This is a genomic window from Actinoplanes sp. CA-142083 (assembly GCF_050942195.1).
GTDB lineage: Bacteria > Actinomycetota > Actinomycetes > Mycobacteriales > Micromonosporaceae > Actinoplanes.
This window is the reverse complement of record NZ_CP192076.1, coordinates 7616851-7632201: the sequence shown is the minus strand read 5'-3', so window position 1 is coordinate 7632201 and position 15351 is coordinate 7616851. Positions and strand designations below refer to the sequence as shown.

The window sequence follows — 15351 nt, the reverse complement described above, 5'->3', positions numbered from 1 at the left end:
GTGACTGTCTCCATCAGCAAAGCCAAAGCCACGCCTGCCGCACCCAGCGCCGGAAGACTGCGCCCCCTTGGCCTGCGTGAGATCACCCTGAAGCCGGGTTTCTGGCAGCAACGTCAGGACACCAACTCGACGGCGACCCTCGCGCACATCGAGCACTGGCTGGAACGTACCGGCTGGCTGGGCAACTTCGACGCCGCCGCCGAGGGCCGGTTGCCCGGCGCGCGTACCGGCCGCGAGTTCTCCGACACCGAGATCTACAAGCTGCTGGAGGCCATGGCCTGGGAGGTCGGCCGGACCGGCGATTCCGTTCTCGAGGAGCGGTACCGGGCCATCGTGCGCCGGGTCGCCGCCGCGCAGGAGCCGGACGGCTACCTCAACACCAACTTCGGCCGGCCGGGCCAGGCCCCGCGGTACAGCGACCTGGAGTGGGGGCACGAGATCTACTCGTACGGCCACCTCATCCAGGCCGGCGTGGCTCGCGCTCGGGCGACCGGCCCCGACGAGCTGTTCCAGGTGGCGGTGCGGGCCGCCGACCACGTCTGCGAGGTGTTCGGCCCGGACGGGATCGCCTCGGTGTGCGGGCACGCCGAGATCGAGCCCGCCCTCGTCGAGCTGTACCGGGTCACCGGCGAGCCCCGCTACCTCGAGCAGGCCCGGCTGTTCGTCGAGCGCCGCGGCAACCAGGTCCTGGCCGACATCGAGTTCGGCCGCAGCTACTTCCAGGACGACGTGCCCGTGCGGCAGGCGGAGGTGCTGCGAGGGCACGCGGTGCGGGCGACCTATCTGGCCGCGGGCGCGGTGGACGTGGCCGTCGAGACCGGGGACGCCGAGCTGCTCGACGCCCTGACCCGGCAGTGGCACACCACCGTCGCCCGCCGCACGTACCTGACCGGCGGCATGGGCTCGCGCCACCAGGACGAGGCCTTCGGCGAGGACTTCATGCTGCCGCCCGACCGGGCGTACTCGGAGACGTGCGCCTCGATCGGGTCGGTGATGTTCAGCTGGCGGCTGCTGCTGGCGCACGGCGACGCCGTGTACGCCGACCTGATCGAACGCACCCTGTTCAACGTCATCGCCACCTCCCCGGCCGACGACGGCCGCGGGTTCTTCTACACCAACACGCTGCACCAGCGCGTTCCCGGCACCGAGCCGGCACCGGACGTGCTCGTGCCCCGGGCGGCGTCCAGCCTGCGCGCACCCTGGTTCGCCGTCTCCTGCTGCCCGACCAACCTGGCCCGCACCTACGCGAGCCTCGCCGCCTACTTGGCGACCGTCGACGACGACGGGCTCCAGATCCATCAGTACGCCGCCGCCACGATCCGCACCGGCCGATTCGGCTGCGAGATCGACACGAGTTACCCCCACGAGGGGCGCATCACCGTCCGGATCACCGAGTCACCCGACACCCCTTGGACGCTCAGCCTCCGCGTGCCGCACTGGGCCACCGGCGCGACCCTCGACGGCCGCCCGGTCGAACCAGGCTGGGCCCATCTCAACCGCCGCTTCTCCCCGGGCGACATCGTAGTTCTCGAATTGCCCATGCAACCCCGCATCACCGCGCCCGACCCGCGCATCGATGCCATCCGCGGCTGTGTCGCCGTCGAACGCGGACCGGTCGTGCTCTGCGCCGAGTCCGTGGACCTGCCCCCGGGCGTCGACCTGAACGCCCTGCGGGTACTCCCGCACGCCGAGGAACGCGACGGTGCCGTCGTCGTCACCGGCCGTACGGTCCAGCCACCGGTGCACGGCTGGCCCTACGGCATCGCGATCGAGCCGTCCACCACCGGGACCGTCGACGTCCCGCTGCGTCCTTACCACCGATGGGCCCGTCGTGGCCCGTCGACCATGCGCGTCTGGCTGCCCCTCGCAGACGGAAGGACCGACCAGTAGTGAAAATCTCCAAATACGGGGTCGTCGCGGCGGTATTAGCGACGGTCCTGATGCCGACTGCCGCCCACGCCGCCCCCACCGCCGACACCCCGTACCCCACCTTCAAAGGTGACGCCGACCCGGTCCCGGCCGAGGGAACCGGCTACCACGTGCGGAACCAGCTCCAGGCCATCTTCGACGCCGACGTCGCCGCGGGCGCGGGATCGAGCACCGACAAGGACTTCTGGCTCGACCGGATGCTGGCCCGCACCGGCAACCTGCCCGGCGGCTCGAACGGCGACGCCAACCAGTACCTGTTCAGCCGCGGCCGGGCCGTGTTCATGAAGACGCACAGCCCCGGCGTGCTCGGCTTCGGCGGCGAGGTCGCCTACATCGAGTCGATCGCGGGCGGCCAGGGCGCGTACACGATCACCGCCTCGGTCAACGGCGCCGACGTCACGCTGACCGAGGACGCCGCGTCCCGCAAGCAGACCCCCAGCTACTTCCGCGGGGTCTTCAACAACACCCCGGCCGGCCTGCGGATCGTCGAGACCAAGTTCATCACCGACAAGAACGTCGCCGTGACGAACCTCGACCTGTCCAGCACCAACGGCGCCGCCAAGAACGTCGTGCTGACCGCCACCTCGGCCTTCGCCAAGACGGTCGCCGACGACAGCGGCGAGCTGACCGGGTCGACGCGCTCGTTCAACTCGCTCACCACCATCTTCCCGCGGTTCTCCGGCGACGGCTTCGCGCCGGTCGACGGCACGCTGAAGCAGACCGTCGCGGTGCCGGCAACCGGGGCGGCGAAGACCAAGCTCCAGTTGGGCTTCGTCACCAAGGAGCAGCCGGCCTCGACCGCCGAGTACGAGCACTACAAGGGCCTGAGCCCGGCCGCGGCGTACACCGAGCAGGTCACGGCGTACAACAAGTGGTGGGCCGACAACGTGCCCTATCTGGACACGCCGGACAGCAACATCGACAAGACGCTGTTCTACCGCTGGTGGCTGATGCGGTACAACTTCCTCGACGCCGACCTGCCGGGCAACGACTACCAGTTCCCGACGTCGATGGAGGGCGTTCTCGGCTACAACAACGCGATCGTGCTGACCGTCGGCATGTTCGTCGACGACCTCAAGTACTTCCGCGACCCGGTCTACTCGTACGGTCCCTGGGTGTCCGCCGGCGAGGTGGCCAAGAGCTCGAAGTACGTCGACAACCCCGGTGACCCGGCCAACTGGTCGAACAGCTACACCGAGTACATCTCCGAGGCGGCCTGGCGGTCGTACCAGCTGCACGGCGGTCCGTCGGCCATCGCCGAGAACCTCGCCAAGTACGCCGAGGACGACGTCAAGGGCCTGCAGCAGGCGTACGACACCAACGGCAACGGCCTCATCGAGTACAGCTGGGGCGCGATGACCGGCAACGACGCCGACGCGGTGTCGTTCGACTGGCGCAAGAACCAGAACATGGACCGGGCCGAGAACGCGTACCTGTACTCGAACGCGAAGGCCTCGGCCGCCGCGTACCGGGTCGCCGGCGACACCGCCAAGGCCGCCGAGATGGACGCTTTCGCCGAGGAGATCAAGGCGGCGGTCCTGCAGTACCTTTGGGAACCGGCCCGGACCACCCCGGACGAGATGGGGCTCTACGGCAACTTGCTCAAGCACAACCTGGTCAACGGCAACGTCAAGGTGCCGTGGAAAGAGATCAACAACTATTATCCGTACGCCGTCGGCCTGATGCCCAAGCCGGGCGACGCCGATTACACGCAACCGTACGTCGAGGCGCTGCGCCTTTTCGCCGACGACCAGCAGTACCCGATCTTCCCGTTCACCACGGCCAATCAGGCCGACAAGGCCGCGGCCGCCGCGGCGGGGGACCCGGGCAGCAACAACTTCTCGGTCATCAACTCGACGGTCGATTTCCGGATGCTCTCCTCGGCGCTGCGGAACTACCCTTCGCCGTATCTGAACGCCGAGTCCTATAAGAAGCTGCTGTACTGGAACGCGTTCGCGCAGTACCAGAACGGCGACAACCGGTACCCGGACCAGAACGAGTTCTGGGCGGACGGCTCGACCGCCAACGGCGGCACCGTCGGGTACCGCTCGTGGATCCACCACACGATCCTGGGCGGCACCAACTTCACCATGATCGAGGACGCGATGGGCCTGCGCCCCCGCTCCGACGCCAAGGTGGAGCTCGACCCGATCGACATCGGCTGGGACCACTTCACCGCCAACAACATCCGGTACCGCGACAAGGACCTGACCGTGGTCTGGGACGCGCCCGGCGGCACCAAGTACTACGGCGCCGACGTTCCCGAGGGCTACTCCGTCTACCTCGACGGCCAGCTCGCCTTCACCGCCGACAAGCTCGGCAAGGTCGTGTACGACCCGGCCACCGGCACCGTCGAGACGGGCGCCGGCGTGACGGTCACGACCAGCAACAAGTCCTCGGTCGACGCGCCGCAGGACGTGCGGTTCGCCGCGAGCGACCGGATCGTCGACGTGATGGCCAAGGCCGGCGCCGACATCAACCCGGCCAGCACCGGCAAGCCGAATGTCGCCCAGGGCAAGCCCGCCACCGCGACGTTCTCGGCCGCGGGCCGCGCACCGGCCGGCGCCGTCGACGGCACCACCGTCAACGAGCCGTTCTGGGGCACGGCCGGATCGCCGAACGCGTCCGACTCGATCGACATCGACCTGCAGGGCGACAAGAAGATCGACGACGTACGCGTGTACTTCTACAAGACCACGACGACCGCGACGGTGGCCGGATACGCCCCGCCGGGCCAGTTCACGGTCCAGTACGACAACGGCGACGGCTGGCAGACCATCCCCGGCCAGACCCGGTCGCCGGCGTACCCGCGCGGCAACCTCAACCAGGTCCGGTTCCCCGAGATCACGGCCAAGAAGCTGCGCGTCACCGTGCAGCACGCGCCCGGCTCGAAGACCGGCATCAAGGAGGTCCAGGCCTTCGACAGCGGCGTCGCCGCACCGCAGCCCGGCAACGCCGCGCCGCTGGCGGACGCGTGGGTGGACTCGGCCTACAACCAGGCCGGCTCGGCCCGCCTGATCGGCCTCGCCCAGGACGACGGCAACCCGGGCACCGCGCTCACCTCGGCCTGGACGGTCGTGGACGCGCCGGACGGCGGCTCGGTCGCCTTCGACCCGGCGAACGCGCCCACCACCGTGGCCCGGTTCACCAAGTCCGGCCGGTACACGCTGCGGCTGACCGTCAGCAACGGCACGGCGACCGCGACCAAGGACGTCGTGGTGCAGGGCACCGCGCTGACCGAGGGCGAGATCAACGTCGCCTCGACGGCGACCCCGTCGGCCAGCTTCACGGCCGGCTGGAACGCGGTCGGCGCGGTCAACGACGGCAAGCCGCCGCTGTTCACCGGCGGCGCGCAGACCGACCTGTGGGGGACCTGGACCGGCAACGAGCCGGCCACCCGCTGGCTGCAGTACGACTTCCCGTCGGCCGTACGCGTGAACAAGGCGTCGATCGACTTCTGGTCGGACTCCACCACCGGCGGAAGCGGCGTCGCCGTGCCGAAGTCGTGGAAGCTGCAGTACTGGGACGGCGCCGCGTTCAAGGACGTGACCGGGGCGAGCGGGTTCGACCCGGCGGTCCGCGGGCGCACCAACCAGGTCACGTTCGACGGGGTCACCACGACCCGGCTGCGGGCGACTTTCAACGCGCTGCCCAACGCGGCCGGCACGGCGTACTCGGCGGTCGGCGTCTCGGAATGGCGGGTCTTCGCCGCCGCGGCCAGCTCGATCCAGGGCGTGGACGCGCGGACCCAGGTCGGCGTCGTGCCGACGCTGCCGTCCACGGTGGACGTCACCTACGCCGACGGCGCCAAGCTGCCGGTCGCGGTGGCCTGGGGCCAGATCGACCCGGACGAGGTCGCGGCCGTCGGTGACTTCACGGTCTCCGGCTTCGTCGCCGGCACCACGCTGATCGCCACCGCCCACGTGTGGGTCCGCGGCAGCGACCCGGTGCAGATCAACACGATCGACCCGGTCACCGTCAGCACCAACGTCGGCGTCGCTCCGGCGCTGCCGGCCGGCGTGACGGTCGGCTACAACGACGGCTCCCGGCAGAGCGGCATCGCCGTCACCTGGGACGCCATCGACCCCGCCAAGTACGCGAAGGAAGGCACCTTCGAGGTCGGCGGCACCGTGGCCGGCACCGACAAGCGGGCCACCGCGACGGTCTCCGTCGGCGACGGCGGCTCGAAGGACGAGGTCGCCCCCGTCACCGTGCTCTCCACTGACCCGGCGCTGCCGACCGGCTGGACGAACACCAACGTCAAGGTGACCGCCACCGCCACCGACAACCAGGACGCGAACCCGGACATCGAGATCGCGGTCGGGTCGGGCGCCTTCGCGGCGTACTCCGCACCGATCACCATCTCGGCCGAGGGCGCGACCGTGGTGAAGGCCCGGGCCACCGACGAGGCGGGCAACGTCTCGCCGGTCACCGAGGTCACCGTCGGCATCGACAAGACCGTCCCGTCGGTCACCGCGTCGCTCGACGCGGCCGGCCGGTCGGTGACGATCACCGGCGTGGACAGCGGCTCCGGTGTGGCGGCGGTGCAGTACCGCCTCACCGTCGGGGGCGTGGTCACCCAGGACTGGACCACCGCCGGTGGCCCGGTTCCGATCGGGTCGTCGGCCACCACGGTCGACTACCGGGCGGTCGACAAGGCCGGCAACACCTCGGGCGTCGGGACCCTCGAGGTGGCGGCCGGACAGGCGCCCGTCAACGTGGCACGGACCGGCACGGCGTCCGCGTCGTACACGCCGGGCTGGGTGACCGCCGACAACATCGCCGACGGGGTGCAGCCGACCGGTCCGGTCGGGCCGAACACCGATGTGTGGAACACCTGGCCGCAGGTCGGCGAGCAGTGGATCCAGCTCGACTGGGCGTCGCCGGTCACGGTCGACCGCAGCCGTATCTGGTTCAGCCAGGACCTGGACGACTCCGGGGCCGGGGTCGCACCGCCGGCGTCCTGGAAGATCCAGTACTGGGACGGCAGCGCGTGGAAGGACGTCTCCGGGGCGAGTGCGTACGGCACCTCGGCGACCGCTTGGAACACGGTGACCTTCACCAAGGTGACCACCACCAAGCTGCGGGCCCTGCTGCAGGCGATCGGGACCGAGGAGGGCAAGGGTGCTCCCGGTGTGCAGGAGTGGGAGGTCTACGACGTCCCGGGCACCCCGGACCCGCAGTTCGACGTCCAGGTCCAGGCCAAGACCCAGTGCATCGGCGGCAAGGCGTACGTGGCCGTGAACGCGGTCAACGCCGATGACCAGGCTCTCGACATCGAGCTGGTCACGCCGTACGGGTCGAAGAAGGTCCTGGCGGTCGCGCCCGGCAAGACCGCCTACCAGCAGTTCAACTCGCGGCTCGCGATCGTCCCGGCCGGCACCGCGACGGTGAAGGTCACCGGCGGTTCGGTCACCACGCAGATCCAGGCGCCGTACGGCGCGGCCAGCTGCAGATAACAGGAGAAACGCCTTGAGACTGCTGCGTGCAGCGGCGGTCGCGGGGATGGTCGTGGCGGGGCTGCTTGTCGCCCCCGCCACGGCCGCCCTGGCCGCCACCGATCCGTACACCTTCACCCACGTGGGCAACCCGATCCTGGCCGACGGCACGTACTACTCGGCCGACCCGGCGCCGCTGGTCGCCGACGACCAGCTGTACATCTACACCGGCCACGACGAGGCCGGGCCCACCACCAACGACTTCCAGATGAACGAGTGGGGCGCGTTCCGCACGTCGGACGTCGCCACCGGCACGTGGACGCACTACCCGTCGCTCGCCCGGCCCGAGACGCTGTTCAGCTGGGCCACCCCGGGGCGGGCCTACGCCGGCCAGGTCGTCCGTGGCCCGGACGGCCGCTACTACTGGTACCTGCCGGTCAGCGAGCGGACCAGCACCGCCGCCGACAAGTTCGCCATCGGCCTGGCCGTCTCGGACAGTCCGACCGGGCCGTGGACCGACTACCTCGGCGGGCCGCTGATCTCGCAGCGGGTGCCGACCGCGAACACCATCCAGAACATCGACCCGACCATCCTCATCTCCGGCAATCGCGTTTTCGTCTACTGGGGAACGTTCGGCCAGCTGCGCTGGCTGGAATACCAGGCGGACATGAAGACGCCGGTCGGCACCCAGAAGTCCGTCACCGGGCTGACCGGGTTCTTCGAGGCGCCCTGGATCTTCGAGCGCAACGGCACCTATTACCTCGCGTACGCGGGGAACAACGCCGGCCCGACGTCGGCGTGCACCCCGGCCAACTACCACGCCTGTATCGCCTACGCCACCGCTTCCTCGCCCGAGGGGCCGTGGACGTACCGCGGAACCGTGCTCACGCCGGTGTCGTCGACCACCAGCCATCCGGGGATCATCCAGTACCACGGCCAGTGGTACATGACCTACCACACGGCCGACGCCGTGGGTGGCGGGCACTTCCGCCGCTCGGTGGCGATCGACAAGGTGGAGTGGGACGACACGCAGTCGCCGCCGCGGATGAAGCAGGTCGTCCAGACACCGGTCAAGGAGCGCGACCGCACGCCGCGGGCGAACATCGCCCAGGAGGCCAAGGTCACCGTCTCCAACGATCCGGTGCCCACGCAGTACTGGGTGAAGGCGCTCAACGACGAGATCGTGCGGGCCAACCCGTTGCCGCCCGACATGTGGGGCACGTGGACCGGCAGCAACCCGCCGCAGCAGTGGGTCCAGTACACCTGGGACCAGCCGATGCGGATCACCGGTTCGCAGATCGACTTCTGGAACGACCAGGCCCAGGGTACGGGTGTCGGCGTGGCCGCCCCGGCCAACTGGAAGATCCAGTACTGGAACCTGGCCACCTCGCAGTGGGCGGACGTGCCCAGCCCGAGCGGCTACCCGACCGGCACCGCGAGCTTCCAGAACACGACCTTCGACCCGGTGACCACCACGCAGGTCCGGGCGACCTTCGACGCGTCGACCAACGGCAGCACGTACTCGGCCGTCGCGGTCGAGGAGTGGAAGATCCTCGCCGCCCAGCCGGCCACCGTCGCCGCCCCGGCCATCACGGTCGAGACCGGCGAGACCGAGCTGCCCGGCACCGTGCCGGTCTCCTTCGGCTCGCAGACGCCGCAGGTACCGGTCTACTGGGATCCCCTACCGGACGTCTCCAGCCCAGGAACGTTCCAGATCCAGGGCGACGTTCTCGGCTACGCGGCCGGCAAGGTAACGGCGACCGTCACCGTCATTTCGCCCGGCGACACCGAGGGCGACGTGACCGCGCCGACGCTGACGCTCACCCCGAGCGGCAGCGCCGGGACCAACGGCTGGTATCGGTCGGCGGTCAAGGTGCGGGCCTCGGCCGTGGACGACCGGGGCGGCCGGATGACCATCCATTCCGCGGTGGACGGTGGTGCTCCGGTCACGGCCGGGCCGGTTCGCTACGCCGACGTGAACGTCACCGGCGACGGGCAGCACGCCGTCACGGCGACCGCCACCGACCGGGCCGGCAACAAGTCGGCGGTGGCCACCCTGGCGGTGAAGATCGACGCGGTAGCGCCGGTCAGCACCGGCATGGTGGGGGAGAACCGTGCGGTGACGGTCGCCGCGACCGACGCCACCTCGGGCGTCGCGCGGATCGAGTACGCCATCGACGCCGGCGCGTGGACCGCCTACGCCGGGGCGATCGCGGCGCCCGACGCCAACAAGCACACGGTGTCGTTCCGGGCGACCGACAACGCCGGCAACCTCGAGACGGCGAAGACGGCGACCATCCCGGCCGACCTGTCCGGGCCGCTGTCCGGCAACGTCGGGCCGATCGCGGTGCCGACCGCGTCGTACACGGCGGGGTGGAACAGCGTCACCGCGCTCAACGACAACGCCGATGTGGCCAACCCCGGCCAGGCGCAGATCTGGGGCACCTGGTCCGGCACCCGGCCGGCCACCCAGTGGATCCAGTACGACTGGTCCCGGCCGATCCGGCTCACCGGCGCCGAGCTGAAGTTCTGGCGCGACTCCGACAAGGGCACCGGCGACGGGGTCGCCGAACCGGACGGCTGGAAACTCCAGTACTGGGACGGCAGCACCTTCCAGGATGTGCCGAACCCCAGCGCGTACGGGACGAGCTCGACCGCTTTCAACACGGTCACCTTCACGCCGGTCACCACCTCGCGGCTGCGCGCCACGATCAACGCCAACTCCAACGGGACCACGTACTCGGCGGTGGCGGTCACCGAGTGGCGGGTCTTCGCCGACGACCCGGGCACGGTGGTCGTCCCGGTCACCTTCACCGCCGCGCCCCGGTGCATCGCCGGGAAGGCGTACCTCGCGGTGAATGCCCACAACGCGGGCGACTCCCCCGTGGACATCAGCGTGCTCACCCCGTACGGAAGCAAGGTCTTTATCGCGGTGACCGCCGACGCCTACCAGTCCTTCGCGGTGCGCAGCAACGCCATCGCGGCCGGCACGGCCAGCGCGACCGTCGCCGGAACCACCCTCAACGCCCCCTACGGCGCTCTCACCTGCAATTGATAGGAGCACGCATGAACATCCCGAAGAAGCGGCTGGTCGCCGTGGCCGCGCTGGCCGGCGTGACCGCGTTCCCGACCGCCGCGATCGCCGACCCGGGCGACTCGGCCGACGTCGACGTCACCGTCGACATCACCCCGATCAAGGAACCCGGCGTGCTGGCCCTGACCGTGGCCGGCACCGCGGTGGCCCTGCAGGAGAACGGCTCGACGCTGACCGTCCGGCAGTTCACCGGCACCCTGCCGACGGTGACCGTCACCGACACCCGCACCGCCGACGAGATCCCGGCCGGCGCCGGCTGGGCGGTGCTCGGCTCGGCGAGCGACTTCACCGGCACCGCCGGCCAGGCCCCGATCACCGCCGACCACCTCGGCTGGAAGCCGCGCCTGGTCGACGGCGGCAACAGCGAAGGCCAGGTCAGCGAGGGCGAGGAGGTCGTCACCTCGCTGGACGAGCCGACCCAGCCCGGCAACAACGTCGGCCTCACCGACCAGGAGCTGCTGGTCTCCACGTACGACTCGGCGTCGGTCACCGGCGACGCGTACTCCGTCAACGCCGACCTGTTCCTGCGCACCCCCGCGGACGTGGCGGCCGGCTCCTACAAGTCCAAGCTGACGCTCTCCCTGTTCGAGTAAGGACGCCTTGTCATGATCCTTCAGGTAGCCGCCGCCGTGCTGCTCGCCGCCACCCCGATCCACGCCGACGCCAAGGTCACGTGGACGGTCCAGCCGGCCGACGGGAGCCGGTGGATCGAGCGCACGCTCGACCCCGGGCAGAAGGTCACCGAGAAGCTGGTGGTGCGCAACCTGGGCACCGCCGACACGGTGTTCGCGCTGAGCGCGGCGGACGGCTACCTGACCGACAACGGTCACTTCAACATGCTCGCCTCGGACAAGAAATCCACCGACGGCGGCACCTGGATCACCGTGCGGTCCAGTGTCGCCGTCGGCGCGGGCAAGTCCGCGACCGTCCCGTTCACCATCACCGTCCCGCCCGGCGCGACGCCGGGCGACCACCCGGCCGGCATCGCCGCCTCGGTGCTCAGCCGCAACGGCACCGTCCAGGTGGAGAGCCGCGTCGGGTTCCGGGTCATGCTCCGGGCCAGCGGGACCGTCCGGTCCTCGCTGGCCGCGCAGCGGGTGACCGCTGGTTACTCGCATTCCTGGAATCCGTTCCGGTCCGGCACGGTCCATGTCAGTTACACGGTGGCGAACACCGGCAACGTCCGGGCCGACGCCCGCGCCTCCGTGTCCGTCAGCGAGCTTTTCGGCGCCCACCGACGTGACGGCGGCGCGGCCGCGGGGGAGTTGCTGCCCGGCGGCTCCCGCCCGGCCGAAGGTGTCGTCCATGGCGTCTGGGGGCTCGGGCCCGTCCACACGAAGATCCTGCTCTCCCCGGCCGATCCGGCTGGCCCCACCTCAGTGACGGTGTGGGTCGTGCCGTGGCCGCAGCTCCTCGTGGTGGTCCTGCTAATCGCTCTCGTCCTCGTTCTGCGGGCCCGACGGCGCCGGTTCGCCCGGCTGCTGGCCGAAGCCCGGCAGGAATCGAGAAAGGATCCCCACCAGTGACTCCGCTCAACCGCCGGCAGCTCTTCCAGATCTCCGCCCTCAGCGCTGCCTCCGCCGGTTTCCTGGCCGCGTTGCCCCCGGGCGCGGCCCTCGCGGCCGCCGCCTCCTCGATCGACGTCGGCCCCGGATCCACCGCCCCGGTCCGCCCCTTCCCCCTCAGTGACGTGCGGCTGGGCAACGGACTGCTGCAGACCAAGCGCGACCGCACCAAGGCCTTCCTGCGGAATTACGACGAGCGCCGCTTCCTCGTGCTGTTCAACAACCAGGCCGGCCGCCCCAACCCGTCCGGCGTTGCCGTGCCGGGCGGCTGGGAGGACGGCGGCCTGCTCAGTGGCCACTGGGCCGGGCACTACATGACCGCTCTCGCACAGGCCTACGCCGACCAGGGCGAGCCGGTCTACAAGACCAAGCTCGACTGGATGGTCACCGAGCTGGCCGCCTGCCAGGCCGCCATCACCGCCCGCCTCGGTGGCACCGGCGGCGGCTCTCCCGGGGAAGAGCCGGTCATCGGCCGCGTCGCCGGCAAGTTCGGCAGCGCTCTTCGCCTCAATGGGACCAGCAAGGCGCAGTACTGCACCTTGCCCCAGGAGGCGATCAACCAGCTCACCAACTTCACCATCGCCACCTGGATCAACCTCGGCTCCACCGCCAGCTGGACCCGGCTGTTCGACTTCGGCCAGTCCACCGGCATCAACATGTTCCTCACCCCGCGGGCCGGCGTGACCGGGAACGTGCCGCGCTTCGCCATCACGGTCGGTGGCTCCGGCGCCGAGCAGCGGATCGACGGCTCGTCGGCGCTACCGACCGGTCAGTGGGTGCACGTCGCGGTGACGCTCGCCGGCTCGACCGGCACCCTGTACGTCAACGGGCAGGTCGCCGGCACGAACACCGCGATGACGCTGAACCCGTCCAACCTCGGCAACCCCGGCAACCGATGGATCGGCCGCTCCCAGTACGGCGACCCGTTCCTGGACGCCACCATCGACGAGTTCCACATCTTCGACCGGGCGCTCACCGCCGCCGAGCTTCAGTCCCTGCAGAGCTCGGCGGCCGGCACCACCGGGGGCGGCAACATCGCCTGGTACAAGTTCGAGGAGACCGACGGCACCGCGCTCAAGGACGCCTCGCCCAACGGCCGCGACGCCGGCATTGTGGCCGCCTCCACCGCCGGCCCGGCCGACTGGATCCCCACCCACCCCGGCTATCTCGGCGCCATCCCGGAGGACGCGGTGCTGCGCCTCGGCCCGCCGCGCTGGGCGGTCTACGGCGGCAACGCCGAGACCAACACCTGGGCGCCCTGGTACACCCAGCACAAGATCATGCGCGGGCTGCTGGACGCGTACTACCACACCGGCAACGCCCAGGCCCTCGAGGTCGTCACCACGATGGCCGACTGGGCGCACTTGGCGCTGACCATCGGCGACAAGAACCACCCCGACTATTCGGGCCCGCTGACCCGCGACGATCTCAACTACATGTGGGACCTGTACATCGGCGGCGAGTTCGGCGGCGCCAACGAGGTCTTTCCGGAGATCTACCAGCTCACCGGCGACGCGAAGCACCTCGAGACGGCCAAGTGCTTCGACAACCGCGAGTCGCTGTTCGGCGCCACCGTCGAGAACCGCGACATCCTCGTCGTCACCCCGGCCAACCGGCCCGGCCGCCGCCGCGCGGAGCGGCTGCACGCCAACACCCACGTGCCGCAGTTCATCGGGTACCTGCGCATCTTCGAGCACGACGGCGCTCAGGAGTACTTCACGGCGGCCAAGAACTTCTACGGCATGGTCGTGCCGCACCGGATGTTCGCCAGCGGCGGCACCAGCGGCAACTACCCGGGCTCCAACAACAACCTCGAGCTGTTCCAGAACCGCGACAACATCGCCAACGCGGTGGCGACCAGCGGCGCGGAGACGTGCACGACGTACAACCTGATGAAGCTGGCCCGGAACCTGTTCCTGCACGAGCACGACCCGGCCTACATGGACTACTACGAGCGCGGCATGCTCAACATGATCGCCGGGTCGCGGGCCGACACCACCTCGACCGGCGACCCGCAGGTCACCTATTTCCAGCCGCTCGGGCCGGGCACGGTGCGCAGTTACGGCAACACCGGCACGTGCTGCGGCGGCACCGGCCTCGAGAACCACACGAAGTACCAGGAGACGATCTACCTCAAGTCGGCCGACGAGGGAACCCTCTGGATCAACCTGTACGTACCGTCCACGCTCACCTGGGCGTCGAAGGGCTTCACGGTCACCCAGGACACGACGTTCCCGCGGTCGGACCAGGTCAAGCTGACCGTGGACGGCAGCGGTCCGCTCGACCTCAAGCTGCGGGTTCCCGGCTGGGTCGAGAAGGGCTTCACGGTCACCGTCAACGGAGTCGCGCAGAACCTACCGGCGCAGCCTTCTTCCTACGTGACGTTGAGCCGGACCTGGAGCCCCGGTGACGTGGTGGAGATCAAGATGCCGCTCAGCATCCGGATCGAGAGGGCCATCGACCGCCCCGACACTCAGGCGATCTTCTGGGGACCAGTGCTGTTGCAGGCCCTGGGCGGCGGCACGTCCTTTCGCGAGCTGACGCTGTACCGCGGCCTGAAGCGAGACGGCGACTACTCGCGGGCGGCGGTCACCGCCGGACCGGTCACCGCGGCCGGCGATCCGACGTTCGTGGCGGGCGGGCTCACCCTGCGGCCGTACTACGTCAGCGACAACCAGGCCGCGTCGTCGTACGTCCGCCGCACCGAGCCGACGGTCGTGTTCGGATCCATCGACAGCGGTGTGCCCAACCGCAAGCGCAACGACGGGCTGCCGCACTACGACGTCCCGGTCACCGGCATCACCTCGCCCGGCACCGACGGACCGACGTTCCTGGATCTGCTCTGGGACCAGGCGCCGTTCCCGACACACGCCGCGTTCGTCACGGCGGTCACCGACACGGTCGCCGGTTTCGTGACCGCCGGGGTGTACACGACGGCCGAGCGCGATGCCATCGTGGCCGCGGCGGCCGCGGCCGCCGGCGAGCTGACACCGCCGGCGTCGTTGAAGGTCGAGGTCGAGGCCCGTACGCAACGCACCGGCACGACGATGTACGTCGCGGTCAACGCCCGCAACAACGACACCGTGCCACTTACCATCGAGCTGATCACGGCGTACGGGTCACGAAAGGTTCCCGACGTCGCGCCCGGCCAGTCCGCGTACCAGTCCTTCAACACCCGTCTGGCATCGATCCCGGCGGGCACCGTGACCGTCAAGGCCAGTGGCACGGTCGACGGCCAAGCGGTAACGGCACAGTTCGAGGCGACCTACTAGAGGACATAAGTGTGGTCCCGGTCAGAGCATTGGCCGGGACCCCACGGTCGTAT

General features: G+C 70.0%; 6 protein-coding genes. All 6 read left to right on the top strand.

The features are described from left to right. From ACQPZX_RS34910 to ACQPZX_RS34885, 6 genes are read left to right on the top strand one after another with little or no spacing between them, the layout of a single operon-like run. Positions 1–1890 carry a glycoside hydrolase family 127 protein gene (locus ACQPZX_RS34910; RefSeq protein WP_433364962.1) on the top strand — a complete coding sequence of 630 codons (1890 nt, stop codon included), beginning with the start codon at positions 1–3 and terminating at the stop codon, positions 1888–1890. A gap of 50 nt (positions 1891–1940) precedes the next feature. After that, a complete protein-coding gene (locus tag ACQPZX_RS34905; RefSeq protein WP_433364959.1) occupies positions 1941–7388 on the top strand; it encodes a galactose-binding domain-containing protein in 5448 nt (1815 codons plus the stop codon). 13 nt (positions 7389–7401) lie between these two features. Beyond that, positions 7402–10422, top strand: coding sequence for an OmpL47-type beta-barrel domain-containing protein (locus ACQPZX_RS34900; RefSeq protein WP_433364956.1), 3021 nt, complete (start codon positions 7402–7404; stop codon positions 10420–10422). A gap of 11 nt (positions 10423–10433) precedes the next feature. Continuing rightward, the gene (locus ACQPZX_RS34895; protein WP_433364954.1) at positions 10434–11054 is read left to right on the top strand and encodes a hypothetical protein; all 621 of its coding nucleotides are present in this window, start codon (positions 10434–10436) and stop codon (positions 11052–11054) included. Positions 11055–11066: 12 nt separating this feature from the next. Beyond that, positions 11067–11987: a hypothetical protein gene (locus tag ACQPZX_RS34890; RefSeq protein WP_433364951.1), complete on the top strand. Its 921-nt coding sequence runs from the start codon at positions 11067–11069 to the stop codon at positions 11985–11987. Further along, the gene (locus tag ACQPZX_RS34885; RefSeq protein ID WP_433364948.1) at positions 11984–15298 is read left to right on the top strand and encodes a beta-L-arabinofuranosidase domain-containing protein; all 3315 of its coding nucleotides are present in this window, start codon (positions 11984–11986) and stop codon (positions 15296–15298) included. Before ACQPZX_RS34890 ends, ACQPZX_RS34885 begins: the two co-directional genes overlap by 4 nt. Positions 15299–15351: the final 53 nt, after the last annotated feature.

Excerpts from the sequence above, each read along its gene's own strand:
- ACQPZX_RS34905 (WP_433364959.1), top strand. The coding sequence starts at position 1,941 with ATGCCGACTGCCGCCCACGCCGCCCCCACCGCCGACACCCCGTACCCC.
- ACQPZX_RS34895 (WP_433364954.1), top strand. The coding sequence starts at position 10,434 with ATGAACATCCCGAAGAAGCGGCTGGTCGCCGTGGCCGCGCTGGCCGGC.
- ACQPZX_RS34890 (WP_433364951.1), top strand. The coding sequence starts at position 11,067 with ATGATCCTTCAGGTAGCCGCCGCCGTGCTGCTCGCCGCCACCCCGATC.